This window comes from Micromonospora sp. MA102 (assembly GCF_025460765.1).
Classification (GTDB): domain Bacteria; phylum Actinomycetota; class Actinomycetes; order Mycobacteriales; family Micromonosporaceae; genus Micromonospora; species Micromonospora halotolerans.
The window spans coordinates 1-26,474 of sequence record NZ_JAMWEG010000006.1 but is presented as its reverse complement, the minus strand read 5'-3'; the positions used below and the strand labels follow the sequence as shown (position 1 = coordinate 26,474).

General features: G+C 69.3%; 22 protein-coding genes and 1 pseudogene. 11 read left to right on the top strand and 12 right to left on the bottom strand.

Annotated elements, in window-relative coordinates:
* Nucleotides 1-14: 14 nt before the first annotated feature.
* Both NFX44_RS13975 and NFX44_RS13970 read right to left on the bottom strand, forming a co-directional pair.
* The gene (locus NFX44_RS13975; protein WP_262283964.1) at nucleotides 15-2,972 is read right to left on the bottom strand and encodes a M4 family metallopeptidase; all 2,958 of its coding nucleotides are present in this window, start codon (nucleotides 2,970-2,972) and stop codon (nucleotides 15-17) included.
* Between the two features lie 154 nt (nucleotides 2,973-3,126).
* Complete coding sequence (locus NFX44_RS13970; RefSeq protein WP_262283963.1) at nucleotides 3,127-4,068, bottom strand: alpha/beta hydrolase; 942 nt, start codon at nucleotides 4,066-4,068, stop codon at nucleotides 3,127-3,129.
* Between the two features lie 85 nt (nucleotides 4,069-4,153).
* Between NFX44_RS13970 and NFX44_RS13965 the strand changes: the two genes are divergently transcribed.
* Complete coding sequence (locus NFX44_RS13965) at nucleotides 4,154-4,909, top strand: PIG-L deacetylase family protein (RefSeq protein WP_262283962.1); 756 nt, start codon at nucleotides 4,154-4,156, stop codon at nucleotides 4,907-4,909.
* 57 nt (nucleotides 4,910-4,966) lie between these two features.
* On the opposite strand, the gene NFX44_RS13960 is transcribed toward NFX44_RS13965, so the two are convergent.
* The 5 genes from NFX44_RS13960 to msrA form a co-directional block, all read right to left on the bottom strand.
* Nucleotides 4,967-5,353 carry an MmcQ/YjbR family DNA-binding protein gene (locus NFX44_RS13960; RefSeq protein ID WP_262283961.1) on the bottom strand — a complete coding sequence of 129 codons (387 nt, stop codon included), beginning with the start codon at nucleotides 5,351-5,353 and terminating at the stop codon, nucleotides 4,967-4,969.
* Between the two features lie 100 nt (nucleotides 5,354-5,453).
* Nucleotides 5,454-7,310 carry a Na+/H+ antiporter NhaA gene (nhaA, locus tag NFX44_RS13955; RefSeq protein WP_262283960.1) on the bottom strand — a complete coding sequence of 619 codons (1,857 nt, stop codon included), beginning with the start codon at nucleotides 7,308-7,310 and terminating at the stop codon, nucleotides 5,454-5,456.
* Nucleotides 7,311-7,627: 317 nt separating this feature from the next.
* Nucleotides 7,628-8,056, bottom strand: a complete 429-nt coding sequence (locus NFX44_RS13950; RefSeq protein ID WP_262283959.1) for an OsmC family protein — start codon at nucleotides 8,054-8,056, stop codon at nucleotides 7,628-7,630.
* Between the two features lie 392 nt (nucleotides 8,057-8,448).
* On the bottom strand, nucleotides 8,449-9,105 hold the full coding sequence (locus NFX44_RS13945; protein ID WP_262283958.1) for a TetR/AcrR family transcriptional regulator: 657 nt from the start codon (nucleotides 9,103-9,105) through the stop codon (nucleotides 8,449-8,451).
* A gap of 241 nt (nucleotides 9,106-9,346) precedes the next feature.
* Nucleotides 9,347-9,853, bottom strand: a complete 507-nt coding sequence (gene msrA / locus NFX44_RS13940; protein WP_262283957.1) for a peptide-methionine (S)-S-oxide reductase MsrA — start codon at nucleotides 9,851-9,853, stop codon at nucleotides 9,347-9,349.
* A 519-nt stretch (nucleotides 9,854-10,372) separates the two neighbouring features.
* Here msrA and NFX44_RS13935 point away from each other — a divergent pair.
* The 4 genes from NFX44_RS13935 to NFX44_RS13920 all read left to right on the top strand — a co-directional run bounded on the left by NFX44_RS13935 (nucleotide 10,373) and on the right by NFX44_RS13920 (nucleotide 14,490).
* Nucleotides 10,373-11,290, top strand: a complete 918-nt coding sequence (locus NFX44_RS13935) for an NADP-dependent oxidoreductase (RefSeq protein WP_262283956.1) — start codon at nucleotides 10,373-10,375, stop codon at nucleotides 11,288-11,290.
* A gap of 98 nt (nucleotides 11,291-11,388) precedes the next feature.
* Nucleotides 11,389-11,877: a GNAT family N-acetyltransferase gene (locus tag NFX44_RS13930; RefSeq protein WP_262283955.1), complete on the top strand. Its 489-nt coding sequence runs from the start codon at nucleotides 11,389-11,391 to the stop codon at nucleotides 11,875-11,877.
* A 230-nt stretch (nucleotides 11,878-12,107) separates the two neighbouring features.
* The gene (locus tag NFX44_RS13925; protein ID WP_262283954.1) at nucleotides 12,108-13,052 is read left to right on the top strand and encodes an NADP-dependent oxidoreductase; all 945 of its coding nucleotides are present in this window, start codon (nucleotides 12,108-12,110) and stop codon (nucleotides 13,050-13,052) included.
* Between the two features lie 172 nt (nucleotides 13,053-13,224).
* On the top strand, nucleotides 13,225-14,490 hold the full coding sequence (locus tag NFX44_RS13920) for an MFS transporter (protein WP_262283953.1): 1,266 nt from the start codon (nucleotides 13,225-13,227) through the stop codon (nucleotides 14,488-14,490).
* On the opposite strand, the gene NFX44_RS13915 is transcribed toward NFX44_RS13920, so the two are convergent.
* Nucleotides 14,487-14,954, bottom strand: a complete 468-nt coding sequence (locus NFX44_RS13915) for a YkgB family protein (protein WP_262283952.1) — start codon at nucleotides 14,952-14,954, stop codon at nucleotides 14,487-14,489. The two genes, NFX44_RS13920 and NFX44_RS13915, sit on opposite strands and share 4 nt — an antisense overlap.
* A gap of 353 nt (nucleotides 14,955-15,307) precedes the next feature.
* Between NFX44_RS13915 and NFX44_RS13910 the strand changes: the two genes are divergently transcribed.
* From NFX44_RS13910 to NFX44_RS13895, 4 genes are all read left to right on the top strand, one after another.
* Nucleotides 15,308-16,204, top strand: coding sequence for an NADP-dependent oxidoreductase (locus tag NFX44_RS13910; protein ID WP_262283951.1), 897 nt, complete (start codon nucleotides 15,308-15,310; stop codon nucleotides 16,202-16,204).
* A gap of 104 nt (nucleotides 16,205-16,308) precedes the next feature.
* Complete coding sequence (locus tag NFX44_RS13905; RefSeq protein ID WP_262283950.1) at nucleotides 16,309-17,736, top strand: cytochrome ubiquinol oxidase subunit I; 1,428 nt, start codon at nucleotides 16,309-16,311, stop codon at nucleotides 17,734-17,736.
* The gene (locus NFX44_RS13900; protein WP_262283949.1) at nucleotides 17,733-18,728 is read left to right on the top strand and encodes a cytochrome d ubiquinol oxidase subunit II; all 996 of its coding nucleotides are present in this window, start codon (nucleotides 17,733-17,735) and stop codon (nucleotides 18,726-18,728) included. Before NFX44_RS13905 ends, NFX44_RS13900 begins: the two co-directional genes overlap by 4 nt.
* 204 nt (nucleotides 18,729-18,932) lie before the next feature.
* Nucleotides 18,933-19,841, top strand: coding sequence for a ferritin-like domain-containing protein (locus tag NFX44_RS13895; protein ID WP_262283948.1), 909 nt, complete (start codon nucleotides 18,933-18,935; stop codon nucleotides 19,839-19,841).
* 76 nt (nucleotides 19,842-19,917) lie between these two features.
* Here NFX44_RS13895 and NFX44_RS13890 read toward each other — a convergent pair whose 3' ends face one another.
* From NFX44_RS13890 to NFX44_RS13880, 4 genes and pseudogenes are all read right to left on the bottom strand, one after another.
* The gene (locus NFX44_RS13890) at nucleotides 19,918-20,499 is read right to left on the bottom strand and encodes a DUF4396 domain-containing protein (protein ID WP_262284281.1); all 582 of its coding nucleotides are present in this window, start codon (nucleotides 20,497-20,499) and stop codon (nucleotides 19,918-19,920) included.
* A 438-nt stretch (nucleotides 20,500-20,937) separates the two neighbouring features.
* Nucleotides 20,938-21,035 (bottom strand): annotated as a pseudogene (locus NFX44_RS33245) (short-chain dehydrogenase); the annotation flags it as partial.
* A gap of 405 nt (nucleotides 21,036-21,440) precedes the next feature.
* The gene (locus NFX44_RS13885; protein ID WP_262283947.1) at nucleotides 21,441-21,782 is read right to left on the bottom strand and encodes a helix-turn-helix transcriptional regulator; all 342 of its coding nucleotides are present in this window, start codon (nucleotides 21,780-21,782) and stop codon (nucleotides 21,441-21,443) included.
* 375 nt (nucleotides 21,783-22,157) lie between these two features.
* Nucleotides 22,158-23,237, bottom strand: a complete 1,080-nt coding sequence (locus tag NFX44_RS13880) for a DUF5937 family protein (RefSeq protein ID WP_262283946.1) — start codon at nucleotides 23,235-23,237, stop codon at nucleotides 22,158-22,160.
* 130 nt (nucleotides 23,238-23,367) lie between these two features.
* Here NFX44_RS13880 and NFX44_RS13875 point away from each other — a divergent pair, with 130 nt between their 5' ends.
* Together NFX44_RS13875 and NFX44_RS13870 are read left to right on the top strand one after the other, a co-directional pair.
* Nucleotides 23,368-24,693: an MFS transporter gene (locus tag NFX44_RS13875; protein WP_262283945.1), complete on the top strand. Its 1,326-nt coding sequence runs from the start codon at nucleotides 23,368-23,370 to the stop codon at nucleotides 24,691-24,693.
* A gap of 17 nt (nucleotides 24,694-24,710) precedes the next feature.
* The gene (locus tag NFX44_RS13870) at nucleotides 24,711-26,102 is read left to right on the top strand and encodes a glycoside hydrolase family 6 protein (RefSeq protein ID WP_262283944.1); all 1,392 of its coding nucleotides are present in this window, start codon (nucleotides 24,711-24,713) and stop codon (nucleotides 26,100-26,102) included.
* Nucleotides 26,103-26,474 lie beyond the last annotated feature (372 nt).

Here is a 26,474-nt window from a genome sequence, read left to right as displayed (position 1 = left end):
CCTCTAGCAGGGGCTCACTTGCAGGACTTGGCTCCCGTCGCGTACGCCAGGCCGAAACCGCCCGCCGACGAGTCCATGAAGATCACCTCGCGCCCCGTGCCCGCCGTCGCGAACATCTGCGCGCCCGGGCTGCACGACGCCGGGCCGACGGAGCTTCCGTCGAACGTGTACTGCTTGAGCTTCGGGTTGAGCGAGTTGTCCGGGTAGCCGCCGTGCGCGAGCCAGAGGTCCACGGGGGCCTCCTCGGTGACCGTGAGGGTCGTGTCGGACAGCGTGAGGACGTCGGCACGGATCGCCTGCGGTGAGTTCTCCTCGAAGAGCAGGTGGCTCGTGCCGGTGGCGAAGTCGAACAGCCGCACGGAGTCGTGGTACGTCCCCTGGCTCCATTCGCCGTCGACGTAGCGGCCGTAGTCGCGGTTGGTCACCCAGGCAACGCCCGTGGCGGACACCTCGGGGTAGCTCATCGTCTCGGCGCCGGGGTCACCGCCGGCGAAGGTCGTCGTCCCCTTCGCGACGTCGTACACCTCGACGCCCAGCGACCACCAGGTGCCGTCGGGGTTGGGCTGCGCGTAGTCCTCGTACCGGACGTAGGAGATCTTCCCGTTCTTGACGCTCGGTGCCGTCGCGTTCCCGACCCAGTCGGGGTGCGCCAGGGTGTGCACGGTCCGCGAGCTGCCCTGCAGGTAGCGCACGACGTCGAGGTACCCCTGCGCCGGGTCGTACTGGCTCCACGCGAGGACGTCGCCGTCGAAGCCCAGGCCGTCGATCCGGTACGGGGAGCTGTAGAGCTCCTCGACGTCGCCGCCACCGACGGGCGCCGACAGGATGCGGTTGGTCTCCCACGTCGGCGAGTCGGGGTTGTCCGCGATCGACAGCCACACGACCCGCTTGCCATCGGTGTGCGGGAAGCCGTGCGTGTTCCCGTCGTCCGGGGAGATCCGGTACGGCGCCACCTTGCCGTCGGTGCGGCCCACCCAGATCGACGGCGGCTGGGTGTGGTTCGCGTCCGAGCGCGGCACGGTGAACCAGCCGCCGGCCATGCTCGCCTTCATGTCGATGTACAGCCCGGTGTTGAGCCGGTCGACCAGCAGGTCGGTGTTCTTGCCGTACAGGCTCGCCTTCCACTTCGCGGTGATCCCGCGCGAGTCGAACGCCGCCTGCACCACCTTGTAGTCCTTGTTGCTCAGGCCGAAGGACTTGGCGGAGGCGAGCACCGCGTCGCGGGCGTCGACGAAGTCGGACATGGGCGTGAGGTAGTCGGTGAGCGCCCGGTAGACGATCCTGTCGGCGACGGGGCCGCCGAACGCCTGACGCAGGTCCCACAGCGCCCCGGACACGATCGTCGAGTTGAGGTGCACGCCGCCGTCGTCCATCTGCGGCGTGTCCATGAGGTGCTGGAAGTCCGCCGTGGTGGCGCCGTCGTCGAGGTTGCGCAGCGCGCACTTCGTGGGCGCCAGGGTGCGGCAGAGGTCGCCGCCGATCAGGCTCGCCTCGGGGTCGGACATCGACGTGCCCGCCGCGTCGAGGTCGATGGCGTTGCCGAAGTAGTCGGCGATGGCCTCGTTGAGCGCGCCCGGCTGGCCGGCGTAGACGAGGCTCGCGGAGTTCTCCACCACGCCGTGCGTCATCTCGTGGCCCACGACGTCCGGGTCGGCGGCCAGCGGCAGGTACTCGTCGTCGCCGCTGCCGTACACCATGCGGGTGCCGTCCCAGTAGGCGTTGACGAACGGGTAGCCGCCGTAGGTGATGCCGACGATCGAGTTGATCGGCATGCCGTCGCCGTCCAGGCTGTTGCGCCCGAGCTTCGTCTGGAACCACTCGAACACCTTCGCGGCGTCCCAGGCCGCGTCCACGGCGCCGGCGTCGGTGAGGTCCGCGCCGAGCGTGCTCGACGGCGACGCGAACGGCCCGACGCCCTCGGGCAACTCGCCGTCGAGCAGCTCGTAGTAGTCCCGGCCCCGAGCGTCCCAGGTGGTGATCGGCACCGTCCGGCCGTCCGCGAGGGTGTGGGTCTGGTCGATCATGAGGTAGGAGTTCGCGTCGTCGGTCCGGACCAGCGGGACCGGCACGGTGGCACCGTGCAGGCTCCTGCCCTCGCCGACGACCGGCGTCGTACCGTTGCCCGACGCCGGCGGCTCCGTCGCCGGCTGCGGCGCGACGGCGGTCCCGCCGGCGGCCAGGGCGGCGGCCTGCTGCGCGGTGGCGAACGGCTTGATCCGGCTGACGCTGAGCAGCGTCACCCCGTTCGTCGCGCCCACGTACACGTCACGGAGCACGGGCTGGCCCGTGACGACGTCCTTGCCCTTGACGAGCACGCGCCGCGCGAGCACGCCGGTGCCGGTCGGCATGACCACGAGTCCCTGGTCGGTGCCACTGAGGTCGGCGTGGGCAGCGTCGGGCTTCGTGCCGCGCCGCGGGGCGCCGGCCACGACGGCCGCACCGGGGTGCAGGCTCCTGCGCACGTCCTCGACCGCGCGGGAGATCGCGACGTCCGCGGGCATCGGGGTGGCCGTCGTGTCGACGTCCAGGTCGGTGAAGTAGCTGCCCGATGTGCCGGTCACGATGCGCTTGCCGGCCTTCTTCTCCATCCGCACCACGTACTGGGCGCCGAACACGGGCAGGCCCTTGTACTTCTGGTTCAGCCGGACCGTCTCCCGCGCGCCCCGCGTGTCGACGCTCGCCGTGGTGAGCGTGCCGGCCGGGTCGGCCATCTTGTAGCGGTCCTTGTGGCCCGCGAGGTGGGTCTTGGCGGCCTTGTCCGGTGCGATGGTGGCGTCGACCGGCTCGGCCAGGTCGTCCACGAGCGCGGGGGTGTCCGTAGCGGGCGCCACGGTGACCGGGACGGAGGCCTCCGCGGCCGTCGTCGTGCCCGTCGGCGAACGGGTCGCCGCGTTCGCGGCCTGGGCGGTGGTGCCGAGGAGGGCGGCCGCCGCCAGGAGGGCGAGAGCCGGTGGTGCCTTGAGTCTGCGCATCTGTGCTCCTGCAAGGTGTCCAGCGCCCGGCCGACTCCTTGCGGCACGGGGTTCGCTCACCCTCACCGCGATGTCATCGTTGACACAAGGACGACTTTGCGCATCTGCACAAGTCGGAAGCTCGCCGAGGAAGCGCTGATCCGAGTGGCCGCCGTCACCGGCCCGCGCCGTCCGGTGGTGCTCCTGCTTCCTCCTCTGACCAACGGTGCAGCACAGCGGCCACCTGGGCCAGGGCGACATGCGCGGCGTCGAACAGTGCCAGCTTCCGCGGGAAATTGTGGATCAGTCCCTGGTACCGGACTGCGGTGACGGGAACGCCCGCCGCCAGCAGCCCGGCGGCATACCGCTCCCCCTCGGCGGACAACAGGTCGAGCTCGGCGGTGATGATCACGGCGGGCGGCAGGCCGGTGAGGTCGGCCCGCAGGGGGTCCAGATCCGGCTGCGTACGGTCCACGCCGGGTGGGGCGAACGCGTCCCAGAAGAACCGCATCTCGTCCCGGTCCAGGCCGTACTCGTCCAGCGCCGGGTAGTCGGCCACGGGGTCGATGACCGGGCAGACGAGGATCTGTCCCGCAAGCCGGATCCCGGCGTCCCGGGCACGCCGGGCGGTCACCGCCGCCAGGTGCCCTCCCGAGGAGTCACCGGCCACGGCTGTCCGGCGTGGATCGAGGCCGTGCCGAGGCGCCTCGGGCCCGCGCAGCCAGGTGAGCGCGCGCACCATGTCGTCCACCGGGGCCGGGTATGGATGCTCGGGCGCGAGCCGGTAGTCCACGGAGAGGACGGCCCAGCCGGACGTGGCCGCCAGGTGCCGGCAGAAACCGTCGTGGGTGTCCACGCCGCCCATCACCCAGCCTCCGCCGTGCGCGTAGATGACCACCGGCTTCGCGTCGTCACCGCCGTCGCGATAGAGGCGGGCGGAAACGCCACCGGGGTCGACGGTCATCACGGACCGGATCGCCGGTCCGCTGCCCACCTCGGCGGGAGTCGCCTGGACCATGCTGAGCCGTGCCGCCGGCAGGTTCGCCCGCGTGAGCGGGACACGCTGCTGGACTTGCATCGCCGCCCGCGCCTGCGGGTGGAGCCGGCTGGGGTCCACCCGGCCAGTATCACCGGCCCGGCGGATGTCAGTGTTGCCGACACGGCGGTGCCGGACGGACGGAAAGGCCGCTACGGTCGGAACCGTGGACGAGCTTCTGCCGGCACTGCCGGAGGACTGGGACCGCTGTCTCGCGGTGGCCGCACACCCCGACGACATCGAGTACGGTGCGGCCTCGGCGATCGCCCGCTGGACCGCTCAGGGCAAGCAGGTCACCTACCTGTTGGCGACCCGGGGCGAGGCGGGGATCGACGCGATACACCCGGACCAGGCGGCGCCGTTGCGCGAGGCGGAGGAGCGCGCCGGGGCCCGCGAGGTCGGCGTACACGTCGTGGAGTTCCTCGACCACCGCGACGGCGTCGTCGAGTACGGTCCGGACCTGCGCCGCGACATCGTGCGGGTGATCCGCCGCCACCGGCCCGACGTGATCGTCTCGGGCGCGTTCACCGTCCGCATGGTGGGCGGTATGACCAACCAGGCCGACCACCGGGCAGTGGGACTCGCGACGCTGGACGCCGCCCGCGACGCGGGCAACCGGTGGATCTTCCCGGAACTGGTGGACGAAGGGCTGCCGCCCTGGGGCGGCGTGCGCTACGTCTGCTTCGGCGGCGCCGAACGCCCCACGCACGGCGTGGATGTCACCGGTGAACCGTTGCGGCGCGGCATCGCCTCGCTGGCCGCGCACGCTGAATACACCCAGGGCCTCGGTGTGGCCGGACCTGAACCCGGGCCGTTCCTGACCTGGGCGGCCCGCCAGGGCGGGCCGGCGCTGGGCGTGGAGGCGGCGGTCCTGTTCGACGTGCACACCCTCACCTTCGAGGGCCCACCACCCTGGCTCTGAGCCCTGCCGGAACTCTGTCCGGCGAGCGTGTGCGGCAGTGACGGCGTGGGCGCCCGATCACGGTGACGGGTCACCACTGCCGTCATCGAGGTCACCGACGAGCGATTCTGGGGCGCGCATGCGCCACGCGTCGGTGACGAGCTCCTTCAGACGATCGACGCTCACCTGCGCCATCCGCAGCATGACGAGGGGCAACCCGTCATACGCGGACGTGGTGAAGAAGACCTCGGGCTCGCCGAGGAGCAACGCCTGCTTCTCCGCTTCGTCGCCCACATACAGAACCGCGATGTCGGTCCGGATGCGGCGCGCCATACCGGGTCTGCGCTCGGGGTAGGACCAGGCGAACCCTTTGTTGGCGACCCGGAAGTCGAAGCCGTCACTGTCGATCTCGACCACGTGAGGCAGCGCCAGCGCCAGGTGACGGATATCGTCCGCGTCAGCCATCGAGGTCGTTCCCGGACACCGCCTCCTGCATCCACACAGCCTAACCGCCGCGCCACCGACACCGCCGCCGCGGTCGCCGAGTCCGAGGCCGTCTGACGGCCTACCGGCGTGCTGTCGAGTCAAGGGAATGCGCCCATCTGCGGGTTGCCGGTGCCCTGCGGCCGAGGCGGGCCCGGGCTCGCGCCATATGAATGGCGGCGGTCAACGTCGTGATGTCGTAGGCGCCGTAGTGCCGGCGGCCGTTGATGAAGAACGTCGGGGTGCCGGACACTCCGCTGTTGTCGGCCGAGTCGATGTCGCTTTCGATGCGGCCGGCATGGGCGTGACTTGTCAGATCCTCGTGGAAGCGTTCCTGATCCAGGCCGAGGTCACCGGCGTAGTTGATCAGATCAGTGGGGTTCAGCTTGTCCTGGTGGTCGAGCAGCAGGTCGTGCATCTGCCAGAACTTGCCCTGGGCCGCCGCTGCTTCGGCGGCCTCGGCTGCCAGCCGGGCCTGCGGGTGCACGTCCGGCAGAGGCAGGTGGCGCCACACGAATCGCAGGTCGGAGTCGCCCAGCAGTTGCCGGACGGCCGGCTCGGCCATCCCGCAGTACGGGCACTGGAAGTCGCCGTACTGCACCAGCGTCACCGACGCATCGGCGGGGCCGCGGACGTGGTCCCGCTTCTCGTCGACGTCCGGGATGAGGTCGACGAGCTCCGTCATGTCGCCGAAGAGCGCCCGGATGCGCTTGTCCCTGGGCAACATGTTGGTGACGCGGAACGCGGTCCAGGTCAGCGCTGAGGCTACGATCGCGGCGCTGAGTACCCCGACTTTGGCCTCGGCCAGTTGGTCGCCGGTGAAGGCCAGGCTCGCGATCAGCAGCGACACCGTGAAGCTGACACCGGCGATCGTGCCGCTGCCGAGCACGCCCGCCCAGCCCACGGCCGGCCGGATGCGACCGTGTGAGATCCAGGTGAGCCCGGCCGAGGTGCCGATCACGGCGAGCGGCTTCCCGACGACGTATCCAAGCAGCACGCCCCAGGTGACCGGTGACGCGAACGCCCGGGCCAGGAACGGGCCGTCGATGCTGATGCCAGCGTTGGCCAGGCCGAACAGCGGCACGATGACGTAGCTGGACCAGGGGTGGTAGATGCGCTGAAGGCGGTCGTTGGGCGACAGCGTGTTCGCGAGGCCGATCGACGCCGTACGCGCGAGCTTGGGCGTCGGCTGCTCACGGAACGACCGGAACAGCCCGCTGACCTGCTCGAGCTCAGCTCGGCCGGGAGAGTAGGCGAACGCGGTCAACCCGATGGCGAGTCCGGCCACCACCGGGTCGACTCCGCTGACCAGCAGCGCGCCCCACATCACGATGGCGACCGGCGCGTACGCCGAGCCACGTCGGACGCCGGCTGTGCGGATGGCCAGCATGACCGCGAACGCCGCTACGGCCACCACGATGGGCATCAGCTTGATGTCGTCGCTGTAGACCAGGGCGATGACGATGAGTGCGATCAGGTCGTCGACCACGAACACGGTGAGCAGGAAGATCCGGACCCGGTCGGGCACGCCCCGGCCGAGCAGTGCCAGCAGGCCCAGTGCGAGGGCGGTGTCGGTCGACATGGCCACGCCCCAGCCGTGCGCGCCCGGCCCGCCATGGTTGATCACCAGGAAGATCAGCACCGGGATCAGCATGCCGATCACGCCGGCCACGGCGGGCAGCACGAAACGTTGCCGGTCGCGTAGGTCGCCGAGGTCGAACTCGCGCCGTGTCTCAAGGCCGACGACCAGGAAGAACAGCGTCATCAAGCCACTGTTGATCCAGGTGTGCAGGTCGCGGGAGAGCTCGAGGTGCCCGAGGCGTAGGGACAGTGGGGTGCGCCAGATGGCTTCGTAGGAGCCGGGGTCGATGTTGGCCCAGAGCAGTGCGGCGATGATGGCGGCCACGAGCACGCCGGCGCTGCCGGCCTCGGTCCGCACAAAGGCTCGCAGCGGGGCCGCCAGACTCGGCTTCCAGGCCGTTCGGCCGTTCATCTTGGTTTCGGTCACACGTCACCTCCGGGCGCGCTGGCCGTGCCAGCATGGATAGCTAGATCACGTGCCGCGCTGCGGGCACGCGACCGCCCGCTTCAGTACTGATCGCGCTGCCCATCTGTGGCCGGGTGTGGAGCGAGCGACACGGCCCGCCGATGCCCTTCCGGATGCGGCCGGCTCATGAACACTGTCGCCGCCCCAGGGGCGGACCGACAGCCGGGTGCTGCTCGGCCGTGATCGCCGAGCAGTGGGCGGGCCTGATCTCAGCGCGGCCCGACGAACTCGGTCCGCACGCTCCAGGCGAACTGGATCAGCAGGGTCACCGGGGACTTCTCGGCAATGTCATGCATCACCTTCAGGTCGTCGGGGTCAGGCTCTTCGCTCAGCGTGATCGTGCGCTGCAGGTAACGCTCTGCGCCCTCCTGCTCGGGTTCGTGGTAGTCGATCTCGACGGTGATGTCACCCGCGGTGTCGTACTTGTAGTCGACGTACTGCCGGAGCGTCTGAGCAGTGCACGACGCGAGCGCCATCAACAGGTACTCCGTCGGCGTCGGGCCGTCGCCGAGCGCGCCGTTGTGCGGTTCATCCGCGACGAACGTGAAGCCGCCGGTGGTCACGTCCGTGCGCCGGCGCTCGGTGGCCGGGAGGACAGCTCGGGCGGATGCGACGACACGATCCTGATTGGTTTCCACCAGCCGCGCCTTCCTGTAGATCCTGATAGTGACGGTCCAGGTACGCGGATCCAGCAGCAGCCGAGCCGCAGTCTGAGCGGGGGCTGCGGCCGGGCGCATGGTCCCGCAACCGGGTACCTCCGAAGGCTAGCCTCGGGCGGACCGGATAGTCCAATTGACCGCTCATCGCCAGAGCCGCCCAGCCCTCAACAGCCATCATCGGGGGTGTTAAGCTGCACTGGAAGGCGGCTAGGGCCAAGATACTCCCAGCTGGGGACCAATCAATGCCAATCTCACAGTTGGACTCGTTAGTCCGGTAAGATTTCGGTCGTTCAGGCCTCAGGATGACGACTTACCTGCCAGCTGCCGGCGCCTGACCAGTCGACGCTCGTCAGGCGTTGACAAGGGCTCGATCAGCGGGTCGGCTCGCCGGACGGCTCCGAGAGGTAGGACTTGATGTGGTCCAGCGCCATGTCCAGCGCGACTTCCATGGGTGCGACGTTGTGTGCGGCGTTCGCCAACAAATAGCCGCCCTGCAAAGCCGCCATCAACCCCGTGGCCAGCTTCTCCGGGTCGGCGTCCTGGCGCAGGGCGCCGCTGTCCCGCATCCGGTGCAGACCATCGCTGATCAGCTTTTCCCACTCCGCGAACGTCTCCAGCAGCATCGATCGAGCCTGCTCATCTTGATCGGACAGCTCGACCGCCATCGACCCGAGGCCGCACCCGTATCTGCCGTTGTTGAGCGAGTTGGCCTGGACCAACGCGTTGCGCCACCGGACCAGCCCCGAGAACGATCTCAGCCGTTCGAGCCCTCCGCGCTCGCGCTGAAGCACAAGCGCGCCCCGATATCTGACCAACGCTCGCACGAGCTCCTGCTTGTCGGCGAAGTGGTGATAAAGCTGAGACTTGCTGGTCTGGCTTGCCTCGCGGATGTCGTCAAGGGTCGTCGCGTTCACTCCGCGTACGAACATCAGCCGGTTCGCCGCCTCGAGGATCCGCTCTCGCGTCGCGAGGCCCCGTTGGCTGATCCTCCGCCGACTCGTCGGCGCGGCCACCTGCTCGTCGCTCATCGGCCAAGTGTATCCAGCGCGCCAGATAATCCCTGGAAAATGGGACCTTGAAGTCCGCTCGGCGGCATGCCGCATTCGCGTCCTGGTGAATGATGAAGCGCGCGGCCATCTGGGTCGAACGGGTGCCAGGTCCCCGCGATCATCGACAGGGTGAGGCTTTCCCGGACTATTCGGTCCTCATCCTGTCGCTGGCACCTGGCCCCGGCCGGCGCGCGGACCCGGGGTCCGCGCGCCGGAGGTGTCAGGCCGTCGCCCGCTTCGGGAGCTTCCACCCGGGGCGGGGGAAGTGGCAGGTGTAACCGTTGGGGTAGGTCTGCAGGTAGTTCTGGTGCTCGGGCTCAGCCGCCCAGAAGTCGCCTGCCGGGGTGACCTCGGTGACGACCTTACCGGGCCACAGGCCCGAGGCGTCGACGTCGGCGATCGTGTCCTCGGCGACCCGCTTCTGCTCGTCGCTCGTGTAGAAGATCGCCGAGCGGTAGCTGGTGCCGATGTCGTTGCCCTGGCGGTTCTTCGTCGAGGGGTCGTGGATCTGGAAGAAGAACTCGAGCAGCGCGCGGAAGTCGGTCTTCTCGGTGTCGTAGACGACCTCAATGGACTCCGCGTGGGTTCCGTGGTTGCGGTAGGTGGCGTTCGGGACGTCTCCGCCGCTGTAACCGACGCGCGTGGAAACGACGCCGGGCTGGCGGCGGAACAGCTCCTCCATCCCCCAGAAGCAGCCGCCTGCGAGGATCGCCTTTTCGGTGGTCACGTCGTCTCCCTACTTGTCGTTGGTGTCACTCGATGAACAGCGTGCGGCATTCGCCGTACCCGGCGTTCTCCAGGGCCCGCTGGTGCACAGCTCTCACTTCCCGCCCTTTGGGTGCGAAGCTACGGGATCAGGCGAAATGCACCTAATGTGCGGGTTGCAACCGCCGACCGCTCGGAATTGGACTGCGGAGTCCGGAAACAATGTCCGGGACTGGTCGACTGGGTGCCTCAGTCGTACCGTATGACCTGCGTTGAATCGCCCTCACTATAGCATCCTGCTGCCCCTCAACTGGACTTGACAGACCAGTTTTCGCGCAGCTACGTTCGGGGCGCCCGACTGGCAAGACGATCCTTCGCGTCCGCTGTGAGCGACGCGTGTTCAGCGAGGCACGTGGCAAGCCGGCGCTGGCCAGACCGGCCGGCTGCGTCCCGGTAACCCCTGGCCATCAGACGCCGAAACGGGCTTTCCCCGCCTGCCGCATCGGCACCAGAGAGACAAATGACCGAGGAGACAGTTCCCATGAAGGCGATCGTCGTGACGGACCAGGCAGCGGGAATGGCCGGGATGACGCTGGTGGAGCGGCCTGACCCGAAGCCGGCGCTGAACGACGTCGTTGTCCAGGTTCATGCGTCGGGATTCACTCCGGGTGAGCTGACGTGGCCCTCGACCTGGACCGATCGGCTTGGCCGGGACCGGACGCCGTCGATCCCCGGGCACGAGCTGGCCGGAGTGGTCAGCGCCCTCGGGTATGGCACGACGGGACTGTCGGTGGGACAGCGGGTGTTCGGCCTCACGGACTGGAACCGCGACGGCACCCTGGCGGAGTACGCCGCCGTCGAGGCACGCAACCTCGCGCCGCTGCCCGGCGACGTCGACTTCACGGTGGGCGCGAGCCTGCCGATTTCAGGCCTGACCGCGTGGCAGGGACTGTTCGTGCACGGCCGTTTCCAGGCGGGGCAGGCCGTCCTCGTACATGGTGCGGCCGGTGGAGTCGGCTCGATGGTGACCCAGCTCGCCAGAAAGGCCGGCGCCTACGTCATCGGCACCGGACGGGCCGCCGACCGCCAGACCGCGCTCGACTTCGGCGCGCAGGAGTTCGTCGACCTCGACAACGACACCCTGGAAGACGTCACCGGCGTCGATCTGGTCTTCGACGTGATCGGTGGCGACATCCAGAAGCGCTCCGCGGGCCTGGTCCGAGCGGGAGGAACGCTGGTGACCATTGCTGGCCCGCCCGAAGCGCAGCCGGCGGACGGCCTGACGGTTGATTTCGTTGTCGAGGCCGATCGCGCGCAGCTGGGTGAGGTCGTCCAGCGGATCAGGGATGGCCGGCTGCGGACGAACATCGGCACCGTCGCGGCCCTCGACGACGCCGTCGCCGCCTTCAACCGGACCGAGCGGATGACGGGAAAGACGATCATCCGCGTTCGCCCGTAAGGACTCAGGAGCGCGAGGTGCGTCGATGGCTTTCGCCTCCCCTTCGACGACATGCGGCTGGGCGAGCACGACTACCGCCACGACCCGGAAGTGATCTGATGACCATCAACGAAGGCGAACTCTCCATGACCGACGCTGCCGAGCCGGCCCACTACGCCTTCGCGTACCCGGACGAGGCCGGACACCCCGACGAGGACGGCACCCTCCACCAGGACCAGGCCGTCCTCATCGACGAGGTGATCGGCGAGCCCCACGCCCCCGCGTTCGACCTGCACGTCGTCAACGACGAGAAACTCGGCATCTACGGCGCCACCGTCGGGGACCGAGAGGTGGCCGGGCTGCCCTACAACGTCGCCGGCAACGACCGGCTCGTGCTGCTGGCCACGTCGGTGATCCCCGAATTCCGCGGACAGGGCATCGCCACCGAGCTGATCCGACGCGTCTTGAACGACGTGCGTGGGCGAGGCAAGACGGTCACCATCATGTGCCCGGTCGTGCGCACCTTCATCGACCACAACCCCGCGTACGCCGACCTCATCGACCCCGAGCACCCGGGAGCAGCCCAGGGACACACCCACGTGTCCTGAACCCGCCTGCTGACGGCCTGGGTGGCCCCGCCCACCGGCGCAATCGCAGACCGCTCGAGCCGCCGGCAGGTCCGGGACCGTCGGCTGCGGACCGACACCGGCGCCGTCGCGGCCCTCGACGATGGCGACGCCGCCGTCAAGGCGACCGAACGACCAGGGGCAAGAAGATCATCCGGGGCCATCGGCAAGGGCGCGGACAGACCAGGACCGTTACTGAGAGAGGTAGTCGGATGAAAGCGATCGTGGTGACGGACCGGGCCGCGGGAACGGCGGGGATGAGGCTCGTGGAGCGGCCCGAGCCGGACGCGGCAGCGCTGGCCAGCCTTGAGGGCGCGAACTACGGCGATGTCGTCGTTGCCGTTCATGGATCGGGATTCACCGGGAATGAGCTGGAGTGGCCCTCGACCTGGATCGATCGCCTCGGCCGTGACCGGACGCCGTCGATCCCCGGCCACGAGGTGGCGGGGGTGGTCACCGCTCTCAGCTATGGAACAACCGGGTTGTCGGTGGGACAGCGGGTGTTCGGCCTGACGGACTGGACTCGCGACGGCACACTGGCGGAGTATGTCGTCGTCGAGGCGCGCAACCTTGCGCCGCTGCCCGGCGACGTTGACTTCACGGTGGGCGCCGGCGTCGCGATGGCGGGCCTGACCGCGTGGCAGGGGCTGTTCGATCACGGCCACCTCCTGGCGGGGCAGAGCATCCTGGTGCATGGCGCGGCCGGCGCAGTCGGCTCGATGGCGACGCAACTCGCCCGTCAGGCCGGCGCCTACGTCATCGGCACCGGACGTGCCAGCGGCCGGCAGACCGCAGTCGACTACGGCGCGCACGAGTTCGTCGACCTCGACAGCGACACCCTGGAAGACGTCGGCGGAGTCGATCTGGTCTTCGATGTCATCGGCGGCGACATCCAGAAGCGGTCTGCGGGTCTGGTTCGAGCCGGAGGGACGCTGGTGACCGTCACCGGCCCGCCGGAGGCGCGGCCCGCTGAGGGCCTGGCGATCGACTTCGTCGTCGTGTCCGACCGCGCCCAGCTGGGTGAGATCGTCCGGCGGGTCCGGGACGGACGCGTGCGGACGAACATCGGCACCGTGGCCGCCCTCGACGACGCCGTCGCCGCTCTCAACCCGACCGAGCGGACCAAGGGGAAGACGGTCATCCGCGTTCGTCCATGACTCGGGGCCAGCTATCAGGCCCTCCTGCATGAACGTCAGCGACGTGGTCGGGGTCGGACGACTCGTAGGGCACACCTCAGCGGACCGGTCGAGTGTCTGCGCATCCACCCGAAGCCTCCAGAAACTCTGGGGCCGGTTCAGACCAAGGAGAAGGCACGTATCGATGCAACGCATGGCACCAGTGATCAACCCGGCTGGCCGGGGCGGGACGCTCCGGCTGGCGTTCTCATCTGCGGTGGTCTCCCTGGTGGCCACGTTTGCCGCGTCGGCCGCGCCGATCCCCCTCTTCAACGTCTACCGGGCTGAGGACGGGTTCACCAACGCCGGCATCTCGATGGCCGTCGTCACCACCGCCGTCGGCACGATCGCCGCACTGTTGGTGCTGGGGCGACTGTCCAATCATCTGGGTCGACGGCGCACCGCGATCGCCAGCCTCGGCCTGCTCCTGCTGGGCTGTCTGCTGCTGCTGCAGGTACACGACATCGGCACCCTGCTGGCCGGTCGGCTGCTGATGGGGGTGGGTACCGGCTTGGCCAGCAGCAGCCTCACCTCCTACATCGTCGACGCCGCACCCAACAGGCCGCAGTGGTTGGCCGCCGTCGCCTCCAGCCAGGGACCCATGCTCGGCCTCACCCTCGGTGCCATCACCTCCGGCGCTCTGGTCCAGTTCGGTCCCTGGCCACGCGACCTCATCTACCTGGTCTGCTCCGGTCTCCTCGTACTGTCCGCCGCGCTCATCGTCATCAGCCCGGAAACCGCAAGGCCAACGGCGGGCGCGTGGCGATCGCTGTCACCGCGGGTCCGCGTACCGGCCCGGGTCAGGCATCTGCTCCCTGTCGCGGCGGCGGTGTTCCTGGCCACCTGGGCGACCGGGGCCTTCTACCAGGCCTTCGTGCCCGCGCTGGTCGACGATCAGCTCCACACTCACAGCCCGCTCGTCCTCGGACTGGTGTTCGCCGCCTACATGGCCCCCAGCGTTCTCGGCGCTCCCCTCGGCGGGCGGTTCAAATCCGCGGCGGCCCAACGCATCGGCATGATCATCTTCCTGGCCGGGTGGATCGGCATCATCACCGCGATCACCATCGGCACCCTGGCGTTGTTCGTCGCCGCAACCGTCGTCGCCGGTGCCGGTCAAGGCATCGCCATCAGCGCCGCCACCCGCGGCCTGCTGCACGACAGCAGCCTGGCCGACCGGGCACCGATCTTCAGCCTGATCTACGTCCTCTGCTACAGCGGCGCCGCCTTCCCCAGCCTCATTTCCGGGGAACTATCGAAGACCTTCGCGCTATCGCAAATCGTCCTCGGATACGGCGGACTCGCCATCGTCGCCGCCCTGCTCACTGTCCTCGCTGCCCGCAACCCGCACATCGGCACGGCCGGCAGAGCCAGCATGGCGAGTTCAGAACCGTACGCATCGGGCGCTCGCCGAGAGGCTTAGCAGGAGCGGGCGGCGCGCAGCGACTCGGCAGCTGTCATGAGGGCGGCACCGAGGAGCACTGTGTCCTTCAACAGGAATTGGCCCAGCTGGGAAAGACTCAAGACTCCCTGCCCTTCCTGCCGAGCCTCGGGCGTCGTGGCCAGGAAGCTGAGGGTGGTGAGGAACATCCCGACCGCCCCGAAGCTACCGATCGCCGACGCTCTGGGCGCCACCGGCTTCGCGGCGATCAGGGAGCCTACGGTGATCTCCGTGACCCCGATGAGTCGGTTGAGCTTTCGGGCGCCCAGCTTCGCGCGGAACCGGGAGAACAGCGGACTCGAGGTGACCAGGGGCTCGTCATTCTCGACCTCGTACTGCTTGAACTTGAGGGCACCGATCCACAGGATGTTCGCCGCCAGTGCGGAGCGCAGGACCGAGAGGCCTACGGAAGCGACGTCATCGGCCGAGGCGTGTCGTGTGCCCATCGCTCGCTCCTAGTCGCTGTGTCGACGGTCGGCGTGCTGGGGACCATTACCCGCTTGAACCCGCCACACGCACCGAGGGCGCGCGCACCTCACCGCCCTGACGTCCCACCGGCCGGAGCGGACGCTAGATCGCGTACGACGTCCCTGATTCCGCGCATCTGAACCGAAGGGGCAAGGGTTACGGAAGTCCCACCGCCGCGCTGCCGAACCGCCCGATAATGCGGGAGTTGGCCTCCGGCTTGTCCCCAGCGGCGGCCGGCGGGCCGATCAACATGTGGCCGGGAGGGGGCAGTCGTCGGATGAGCACGATGCACGCCGTGAGAGCTCACACCAGAGGCGGGCCGGAGCAGCTCGTGTACGAGGAGGCGCCGCGGCCTGAGCCGGGGCCCGGTGAGGTGTTGGTGGCGGTGAAGGCTGCCTCCATGACACCCACTGAGCTCACCTGGCCGCAGACGTGGACGCACAGCTCGGACGGGTCAGGGCCTGAGCGCACTCCGATCATCCCGTCGCATGAGTTCGCCGGCGTCGTCGCGGCGTGCGGGGCGGGGGTGGAGAGCCCCGCCGAGGGAGAGGCCGTCTACGGGTTGATCCCTTTCACCAGCGATGGCGCTGCCGCCGAGTACGTCGCCCTGCCCGCGGCCGTCCTGGCGGCCAAACCCGCCAGCGTTGATCACGACCACGCCGCAGCGCTCCCCTTGGCCGCGTTGACAGCGTGGCAGGCGCTGGTGGACCACGCCGACCTGCAGGCCGGTCAGCACGTGCTGGTGCAGGGCGGCGCCGGCGGCGTGGGGATCTACGTGGTGCAACTCGCGGCCGGTCTCGGTGCTCGCGTCAGCGCCACGGCGGCGGCGGCCGACGTGGAATTCGTCAAGGGTCTGGGTGCCGAGCAGGTCATCGACTACGCGCACGACCGTTTCGAGGATCACGTTCGCGACGTCGACGTGGTCGTTGATCTCGTCGGAGGAGCCACCCAGTCGCGGTCCTGGTCGGTCCTGAAGTCGGGCGGTGTGCTGGTCACCCTCGTGACCCCACCCGACCAGCAGGAAGCAGCCCGGCATGGCGTACGCGGGGTGTACTTCATCGTCGAGCCCGACCGGAACGCGCTGCGTTCCATCGCCGAGCTCGTCGACAACGGTCAGTTGAGGCCGGTGCTGGACAGGGTGGTGCCCCTCAGCGAGACGCGCTCAGGTTACGAGGCGCTTGAGACGGCCAAACGCCGAGGGAAGATCGTCATCCACGTCGCTGACTAGGCACTGCGGCTGCGGGCCCCCGGGGGCCGCCCGTTACCCTGCGCTCTGCCCGATCCTCACCCCATCGGTACGTTTGCGGCAGCCGTGACCGGGTAGCACGGGCCATGGCTGGTCTGTCACTGGTGACGGTCGGCGCCGCTCTGGTGCCGGCCGATCCGGCGCAGCTGCTGCCGGCCCGGGAGCAGATGGCCTTCACTCTCGGCTTCCACATCATCCTGGTGCCGTTCGGGGTGGCCTTCACCTTCCTGATGCTGATCGCGAACGCCCGGGGCATTCGTCGGAACGACGAGACCGCGCTGCTGCTGGCCCGCCGCTGGTCGCAGGTGGCGGCGGTGCTGTTCGCCGTCGGCGCGGTGTCCGGGACGGTGCTGTCGTTCGAGCTCGGGCTGCTCTGGCCGCGTCTGATGGGCGCCTACGGCGCGGCGTTCGGCATCCCGTTCGCGATCGAGGGTCTGTTCTTCTTCCTGGAGGCGATCTTCGTCGCCATCTACGTCTTCGGGTGGCGGCGGATGCGGCCGTGGCCGCACTTCTGGACCGGTGTGCCGGTGGTCCTGTCCGGGATCGGCGGCACGCTGTCGGTGGTCGCGGCGAACGCGTGGATGAACCAGCCGGGCGGATTCACCATGCGGGACGGCAAGATCGTGGAGGTCCGCCCGCTGGAGGTGATCTTCAACGGGGCATTCTGGTACGAGGCCCTCCACATGCTGCTGGCCGCGTACATGGTCGCCGGGTTCGTCGTCGCCGGCGTGTACGCCGCCGGGATGCTGCGCGGCCGCCGCGACCGGTACCACCGGCTCGGCCTGGCGATACCGCTGACCGTCGCGGCGCTGGTCACCCCGGTGCAGATCTTCGTCGGCGACCTCGCCGCGCGCGAGGTCTACCGGAACGAACCGGCAAAGTTCGCCGCGATCGAGGCCGTACCGACCACAGGCACCCACGTGCCGGAGGTGCTGGGCGGCTTCTACGCGAACGGGAAGGTGCACGGCGGCATCAAGATTCCCTCGGGGGCGTCGCTGTTGTCCGGCTACTCGCCGTCCACCCGCATCCAGGGACTGGACGCCATCCCTGCCGAGGTGCGGCCGCCGGACCGGCTGGTCGCGATCGTCCACCTGAGCTTCGACGTGATGGTCGGTATCGGCACGGCGTTGCTGGGCCTCTCCGCCTGGTACGCCCTGGCCTGGTGGCGACGCCGTGACCTGCCGCGCAGCAGGTGGTTCCTGCGGGCGACCACGATCAGTGGGGTGCTCGCGGTGGTGGCGCTGGAGGCGGGCTGGGTGGTCACCGAGGTCGGCCGGCAGCCGTGGACGGTCGTCGGTCACCTCCTCACCCGGGACGCGGTCACCACGTCCGGCAACCTGTGGCTGTTCTTCACCGCCACCGTGGCGCTGTACGTCGCGGTCGGCGCCACCACCGTGTACGTCCTGCGGCTACTGCGCCGCCGCTGGCGCGACCAGGGCGGGGCGACCGAGACGGACGTGCCCTACGGCCCGGCCCGGGGCCCGGAGGCCACGCCGGCGGCAGGTCATGCATGAGTACGTTCGCCGCCGTCGTGTTGTTCATCGGCGTCACCGCCTACGCCGTGCTCGGTGGCGCGGACTACGGTGCCGGGTTCTGGGATCTCACCGCCGGTGGTGCGGGACGCGGGCGAAACTCACGGCACCTGATCGATCAGACGTTGGCGCCGGTGTGGGAGGCCAACCACGTATGGCTGATCTTCTGCCTGGTGATGCTATGGACGGGCTTCCCGGCCGCGTTCGCCGCGATCATGACCACGCTCTACATCCCGCTCGGCCTCGCCGCTCTGGGCATCGTGGTCCGCGGCAGCGGGTTCGCGTTCCGGAAGGTGGTGGTGAAGACCGACCAGCAGCGGGCGACCGGGGCGGCGTTCGCCGCCTCGTCGGTGATCACGCCGTTCTTCCTCGGTACGGTCGCCGGTGGAATCGCCTCCGGGCGGGTGCCCGCCGACGGGCACGGCGATCCCGTGACGAGCTGGGTCAACCCGACGTCGCTGCTCGGCGGGGTGCTCGCGGTCGGGGTGTGCGCGTTCGTCGCCGCGGTGTTCCTCACCGCCGAAGCCCGCACGCGCGCTGACGCCCGCCTGGAGGGCTGGTTCCGCCGTCGGGCCCAGGCCAGCGCCGTGACGACCGGGGCCGTGGCGCTGGCGGGGATCGCCATCCTGCACGCCGACGCCGGCCGCCTGTTCGACGGGCTGACCAGCCGCGGCCTGCCCTTGGTGCTGATCTCCGCGGCGTGCGGGCTGGCCAGCATCGCGCTGCTGCATCGGGCGGCGCCGCGGTTGCTGCAGGCGCTCGCCGTCGGCGCGGCCGGCACGGTGGTGGCGGGCTGGGGTGTCGCGCAGTACCCGTACCTGCTGGGCACCCACCTCCGCATCGACGAGGCCGCCGCTCCCGACGCCACCCTGGCGTCGCTCACCCTTGTCGCCGCCGCGGCGCTGCTGCTCGTCGTGCCGGCCATGGCGCTGCTGTTCGTCCTGCACCAGCGTGGTCACCTGGACACCACCTGAATCAGTTCACGCTGCCTCTCTCAGTCACATCGACGACCGCCCATCCCCGCCGTGCACCTCCCAAGGATGAAGGTTCTTCGGAAGAAGTACGGCCGACACAGCCACGCACTAGCGTCAGCGGCGACGGCATTCAGCGCGCGGCGCATCGGCCACATATCGATGGAACATCCGGCGTGTCGTGGATCGGAACGGGGGTCGACTTCCATGGTAAAGAAGTTCATCAAAGAGGCGGTGTCGCGCAGTGCGGAGTCGGATGACGATCGACAGAAGCTCTCGTCGATGACAGACCCGACGAATCCTGCAGCGCAATCGCCGGATGGCTCGGGGCCAAGTGACGCGACGATCCTGAACTTCGCCCTCAACCTCGAATACCTCGAAGCCGAGTTCTACCTTCGCGCCACCACCGGGCAGGGACTGCCGGACGAGATGACAACCGGTACCGGCACCCGGGGTGAGGTGAGCGGCGGGGGCATGGTCAACTTCAGCAACCCGACAGTGCGCAAGTTCGCACGAGAGATCGCCTCCGACGAGCAGCAGCATGTGGCCTTCCTGCGGTCCGCCCTCGGGGAGCACGCCGTTTCCCGTCCGAAGATCTCCCTCGACACGAGCTTCACCGCGGCGGCCACCGCGGCCGGGCTCATCAAGTCGGGCGAGATGTTCGACCCGTACGCCAACGATCTCAACTTTCTGTTCGCCGCGTTCCTGTTCGAAGACGTCGGCGTCTCCGCTTTCAAGGGCGCGGCACCGCTGCTGTCCAACAAGACCTACCTGGACGCTGCCGCGGGTCTGCTCGCTACGGAGGCGTACCACGCCGGGATCGTCCGCTCCGCGCTCTACAACGAAGGCATGATCGACGATGCCGTCTTCGCGGGCGTGCAGAAGCTCTCCGACGCCCGCAACAGTCTCGACGGACCGGTCGACGACGACCAGGGCATCGGCACCAGCACCGAGGCGAACCTCATCCCGACGGACGCCAACGGCATCGCCTACGGCCGCTCGGCCGAGGCGATCCTGAATATCGTTTACCTCAACGCGAGCCCGGCGAGTTCCGGGGGCTTCTACCCCTCTGGTCTCAACGGCGACATCGCGATGAGCGGCGGGGCAGCCAGCTGATCACCTGGCCATTGAGGTTCTCAACATCGCCCGTTGGCTCAACGTGCCCCCTCCGGCTCATGGCGCGCATTACCACCTACTGCGGCGTGCCCAGCAATTCCGTCTTGATGCCGCGGCGGATCAGCAACCAGGTTGGCGGCCAAGCGGCGAAGAAGCCGATGATCAACCCGACCTGGATAATGAGCCAAAAAACCGGACTACTGGGCTGCAGGGTCTCGTGGAAAACACGGAGATGCATCAGCGCCAGCCAAACCAATAGGGCGAACTCGAAGACGGACACGGTCAGCAGGTCGCCTCGGAGAAATTTCCGCATTGCGGCCCATGCCCTTCGACCACCCGTGTGAGCCTCAGTAGAGTAGCGAAATGCAACACCGATGACCACTGCGCCTACATAATCGCCGACGACTTCGGGCCACAGGGTGCTGCCGAATATTTCGATGCCCACGCCGTAGGTGATAGGCGTAGCAATGATGACACCCAGAGTGCAGTGCGTTGCACAATGATAAGTTTGGATTGTCGTGGGAGCATGTCGCGACGCCGGGGGCGGGTTGCCGTGCCGATCCAACCACCGGGGAGACTGGGGTCTACCCCATTTTCGGTAGCTCAGGACGGCTGCCGGGCCGAGGTAGAGGGCGGTTGCCGGCCAGACTATCTCCATGATCTTGACCGGCTGACGATATCCGAGAACAAATTGGTCAACAGCGACAACGGCGGTGCTGGCCAACACCACAAGGAGCGAGGCCCACGCAAGCATCACGAGCCACGTCGGTTGCACAACCATCTCCGTTCGGTGCAGGCACTCAACGCGAAGGTGAGGAAGGCGACCCAAGATGCCGCCCCAGACATGAGAGCACATCGGGCGGTGAGGCATGCGGCATCGCGTACCTGCACAACGTCCCGCCTTGTCGGGCTGAACAATGAGCCCGATGCCGAGCGATGGTTCACCGGGTTAGGCGCCCCTTTACCGTGAGGCGGCTCCACGGCGCGGCCTGCTAGGCCATCAGAAAGTTGTCACGATGATGACCACGAGTCTGACGGCAGCACCCACGCCCCAGCCCGGCCAGCAATGAGAATGGTCGCGGTCGGCGGGGTGGCCCGTCTGCTGGGACTCGCATCCGGTGCGGGCCAGGTACCGGTCGAGCGGCCCGGGGGCCACGCGGTTGCCGAGCATGTCAGCACGGTGGAGGTGCCGAGAACAAGCTTCTGTCGGCGACGCCGGACACCGTGGCGCGAGTGATCGAGCGGGCCGTGACCGCCCGCCGGCCCCGCACCCGCTACCTGGTCACCGCCGCTCGGTGCCCGGTTCTTCGACACGGTCAACCGGCTCCAGTTCCGCTGACCCGGTCCGGCGCGCGTCGCGGTCGTGGGTCCGCGGCCGGCGTGTGCGCCGGGCGCCGACCAGACCGGGTCCGCGCAGGTCGATCGGGCGGAGCACGCGGTCGACCGCGTGGGCGATCTGCCGGTTGCCCCTGTTCCGTCGTACCGCGCCCACGGCCGCCGGAACAGGCGCTGCCCCTCGTGCCGGTCGCAGACGCGCGTCGCGAGAGGCTGTGGGGCCGCAAGACCTCGGAGGCCGATGCCGGTCAGATCGGTGAAGCGTCAGCGGGTCTTCCGCGCCGCTCGCTTCCGCGGCGGAGTCAGCAGATCCGCGATCATCGCGATCGCGGCCGGCACCAGTCGGTAGTACGCCCAGACACCGCGCTTCTCCCGCTCCAGCAAGCCGGCCTCGGTGAGGATGCGCAGGTGGTGACTGACCGTGGGCTGCGAGAGCCCGAGCGGCGCGGTCAGATCGGAGACGGACGCCTCCCCCTCGGGGGACGACTGGATCAGGCTGAGCAGGCGCAGCCGGGCGGGGTCCGCGAGGGCCTTGAGGACCCCCGCGAGCCGCTCGGCGTCGGCACGTTTGATCGGCTCGCCGGTAAGCGGCGAGATCTGAGGCATGGTCATTCCAGTCGACGCATTTCGCACGTCTGCATCTTCCCACTGAGAGCATCCAGGCATGCGCATATCGGCCATCTGCCACCCTGGCGGGCTGTCGTTGGTTCCGGCCGGCCTGCGATCCAGAGTTACGGCACCGCCTCATCCCGGAGCACGGTCGGCTGATCTGCGGGTCCGCGCGGCGCCCAGTTCCGGGCGAGGCGCAGGCGATTGCATGCGGTCGAGGCCGGCAAGGTGCTGCGCTGGGAGTTCGACTCGGAGCCGGAGGTCGTGCAGATGGTTGATCGTCTGCTGCGCGGATGTTGCCGGCTGGTGTCGGGAGCAGGACCGCGGCACTCCCCCGCCGGGCCGGCTGGCCGGAGGCTGCGAGCAGGATGTTCAGCGCCCGAGGATGTCCACCAGTTGCTGCCCCAGTCCGGTGCAGGCCTCCATGTCCAGGCGGTACGTCACGTAGCGCCCCCGGCGCGCCGAGATCAGCAGCCCGGCGGCCTTCAGCACCGCGAGGTGCCTGGACACCTCCGGCGCCGTGACCCGCCAAAAGTCGGCCAGCTCGCCGGTCGTGTGCGGACCTCGGGCGAGCGTGCGGCAAAAACGTAACCGCAACGGGTGCGCAAGCGCGGTCAGCCGAGCATCCAGCTCGGCCACCCGCAACACCGGGCGCGGGTCCCAGCCCGGTGCCGGGTACTGCAGCACGGGCAGCCAGCCGGGCGCGTACACGACGGTCATGTGCGGTGCGCCGTACGCGCTCGGGATGAGCGTCATCCCGCCGCCGCGACCGTCTGCGGTCTGGTCCTGCAGCTTGTCGATTGTCAGAACGCCCCGCTCGGTGTCGACCCCGATTGCGTGCGAGATCCGGCCGAGGGCGCCGATACCCTCGCGGGCCAGGTCGAAGCGTCGACGGTCGGCTTCCTCGGCGAGCGCTGGGCGGACGCGTCTCCAGACCGTGCCGAAGAAGGCGGACTCGCAGGCGAGCAGAAAGCGTCGTACCCGCTCACGCTCGGCGGCCGGATCGGCGAGCACCCGCTCGGCCCACGCCGCCTGCCGCGGCCCTCGGGCGCGGGCCGCGGCCAGCGCCCGTTGCCGCACGATCGGGTCACGCAGCGGCGACCACATTCGCGGCGCCGGTGAGACGGCCCGATGGGCGGCGAGCGCCGCAGCGACCCAGCGCTCGTCGTCCAGGCGGTCGACGTCGTCCAGTTCCTCGCGCAGGCTCGGTCGTGGATCGGACGGGAAGAGAAAGTCGGCCCGGCCGGAGTGCCAGAGCAGACCGAATTCCTCGAGTTCCGGAGCCAGCTCTGCGGGAAGGGCAGCCGCCATCATGGCAACCGCCGCGGCGGTGTCCGGATGATGCTGCGGCTCCGCGAGCACGTGCAGCACCGCGCCGAGCTCCGCGAGCGGCGACGGCGTTATCCGGATCCGATCGGCTGGTACGCCGGCGATGTCGACCGAGGTGACCACGGTACCGATCATGGCAGGGGTGCGCGCCGGGGCAGACCGATTGACGTCGTTTGTCAATCGACGAGCCGTGGATTCACGACGCTGGCCAACCTGAATCCCTCGGCAGCCGTGTGGCCGGACGATCGGAGCCGTGACGACCACCCGTACGACGCTTCGTGAACTGGTCCGCATCCCGGGCGGCGGCCGCTATGCGCTCAGCGCCACTGTCGAGGCAGCGACCTCCGGGATGCTGCGCCCGTTCATCGTCATCTACGCCGTGCTGATCGGGCTCAGCGGGCCCCAGGCCGGAATGACACTGACCGTCGGCATGCTGGCCGGCCTCGGCGCCGTCCCGCTCGCCGGATGGTGGATCGACCGCGGGGCGCGGCGTGCCCCCGCCGTCGCCGCCCTACTGGTGCGAGCGGTGGGGTCGCTGCTGCTCGCCCTGGTACCCGGCATTGCCGGATTCGCGACCGGCGCGGTGCTCATCGGCGTCGGCACGCAGATCGCTCCACCCACCAACTCCGCGCTTGTCGCCGCGCTCGCCGGCCCGGCCCAGCGTGCGGCGGCGCTGGCCGCGGGCCGCTCGCTGCGCAACGCCGGCCTGGGCGCCGGCGCCCTGCTCGGTACGATTCTGGTCACGACCGGGCCGGAGGTCCTCCGCTGGCTCGCGCTGGCGACGGCGCTCGGGTGCGCGTTCGGCGCGGCGGTGATCGCCCGGGTGCCGCTGCCCCATCACGATGTTCCGGCCCCCGCCCCGGCTGCGGCAACGACGGAAGCGCGCGGCGCCGGCCTACGCACCGTTACCACCCTTGCCCTGGCCGGCATTCCGTACGCGTTTCACGCCGACATTCTCGAGATCGCCCTGCCGCTGCTGCTGGTGCAGGGCCTGCACGCGTCCTTGGCGTGGTCCTCGGGCATCTTCGTCGCCAACACCGTCATGGTGATTGCGCTGCAACTGGTCGTGGTAGTGCGCCTGGCGAAGTGGCCGCACCGCACCGTGCTGTTCTGGTCGGGCCTGTTGCTCGCCGCCTCCTACCTCGCCTTCTGGCTCGGCGGAGCGACCGGAGCCCGCCCCGGCACGGTGCTCGTCGCGCTGGCCGTCGTGCCTTACACGCTGGGTGAAATTCTCTACACCGGCAGCAGTGTTCCGCTGGTGATCGAGTCAGCACCGCCACACCTGATGGGGCGCGCGCTCGCCCGCTGGCAGCTCAGCTACGGCCTGGCCCGGGCCGTCGATCCCATCATCGTCACCGGTCTGCTCAGCCTGGGCGCGGCGGCGCTGTGGCTGCCGCTGGCCGCCGCGACCCTGCTGGGCGCAGCGACGGTACGCCTGGGCTCACGACGGCATTGTCTGCACCGTTCGCCCGGGCAGCCGGTCGCTGCCTCATCGACGAGTCTTCACATCTTGGCAGCGGGGCGCACCTCCGCTACCGTCCATGGGAACGCTCCCACCGACTTAGATGCATCTATGTGATCAGGAGGAAACACGTCGTGGCTATCCTCTCCCCCCGGCGCCGCAGATCGGCGGCCATCAGTGTGGCGGCAATCGCGGGCATCGCCGCCGCCGGCGTTGGCCTCGCGGTGGGCGGCGCCTCCGCCGGCACGGTGTCCGGGTCGCTCTACCGCGACCCGAGCTCGGCCGTTGTCCGCTGGGTCGCCGCCAATCCCGGCGACTCGCGTGCCGCCGTCATCCGAGACAAGATCGCGAGTCAGCCGCAGGCCCGCTGGTTCGCCAACTTCAACCCGTCGACCGTGCAGTCCGAGGTTTCCGGGTTCATCAGTGCCGCCAACGCGGCGCAGCAGATCCCCGTGCTTTCGGTGTACGAGATCACCAACCGGGACTGCGGCGGGGCCAGCGCAGGCGGGGCGCCGGACCTCAACCAGTACCAGACGTGGGTGTCCAACTTCGCCAGAGGACTCGGCAACCAGACTGTCATGATCATCCTGGAAACCGACTCGCTCGCCCTGCAGACGTGCCTGAGCAGCGGGGAGATCAGCGCGCGCAACCAGGCGCTCACGACGGCCACCCAGACCATCAAGTCGGCCAACCCCAACGCCAAGGTGTACCTCGACGGCGGCCACTCCACCTGGAACAGCGCGAGCGAGCAGGCCAACCGGCTCCGGGCAGCCGGCGTACAGTACGCCGACGGCTTCTTCACCAACGTGTCCAACTTCAACTCCACCTCGGGCGAGGCGAACTTCGGCCGGGCGGTCATCTCCGCCCTCTCCGGCATGGGCATCCCGGGCAAGCGCCAAGTCATCGACACCAGCCGCAACGGGGGTGCCAGCGGGGACTGGTGCGCCGACGACAACACCGACCGGCGCATCGGGACGTACCCGACGACCAACACCGGCGACAGCAACATCGACGCGTACCTCTGGGTGAAGCCGCCGGGGGAGGCGGACGGCTGCCGGTACACGGCCGGTTCGTTCCAGCCCGACCTGGCCTACAGCCTGGCCAACGATGCGCCCAACCCACCCACCACCGCACCGCCGACCACCACGCCGCCGACCACCACTCCCCCGACCACGGCCCTGCCGACGACCGCGCCGCCGACCACCGCTCCCCCCACCACCACGCCGCCGGTCGGTAACGGCTGCTCCGCGTCGGTGGCGGTCAACCAGTGGTCCGGCGGCTTCACCGCAAGCGTGACGGTCACTGCCGGCTCTGCGGACATCAACGGCTGGACGGTCACCGTCACGCTGCCCGGGGGCGCCGCGATCACCGGCGCTTGGAACGCCCAGGCCAGCGGCGCCAGCGGGACCGTTCGGTTCACCAACGTGAGCTACAACGGACACGTCGGCGCTCGGCAGTCGACCAACTTCGGCTTCCAGGGCACCGGCACCGGCCCGGGCGCGACGGCCACCTGCGCGGCCAGCTGACCCCACCCGATCTCGCGGCCCGGCGCGGAGGACCGCTCTCCGCGCCGGGCCCGTCCCCGTCCTGCGTTACGGGCCGGACCGGCCGGACGCTCATCGACATGTCCGGACGTCCCTCCGGACGCAGGTGGTCACCATCCGTGGCACTCGGATCGCGGCTACTAAGAGACTTCACGCAGGATCGGTGTCTGGCCAGACTCGATCCAGGTGTCTGGCGGGACGCTCTCAATCGCGGCTGCTCACTCAGCTTTGGGTGTGGCTCTCATCTGGACTGCGTTTCGCCGGGCACCGTGACGAGGCGTGGCTCAAGAGGGGACTGCCCAGCTCGTAGTAGCACTGCCCACCTCGCCGTCCCTATCGGTTCGAGGAGAGCAG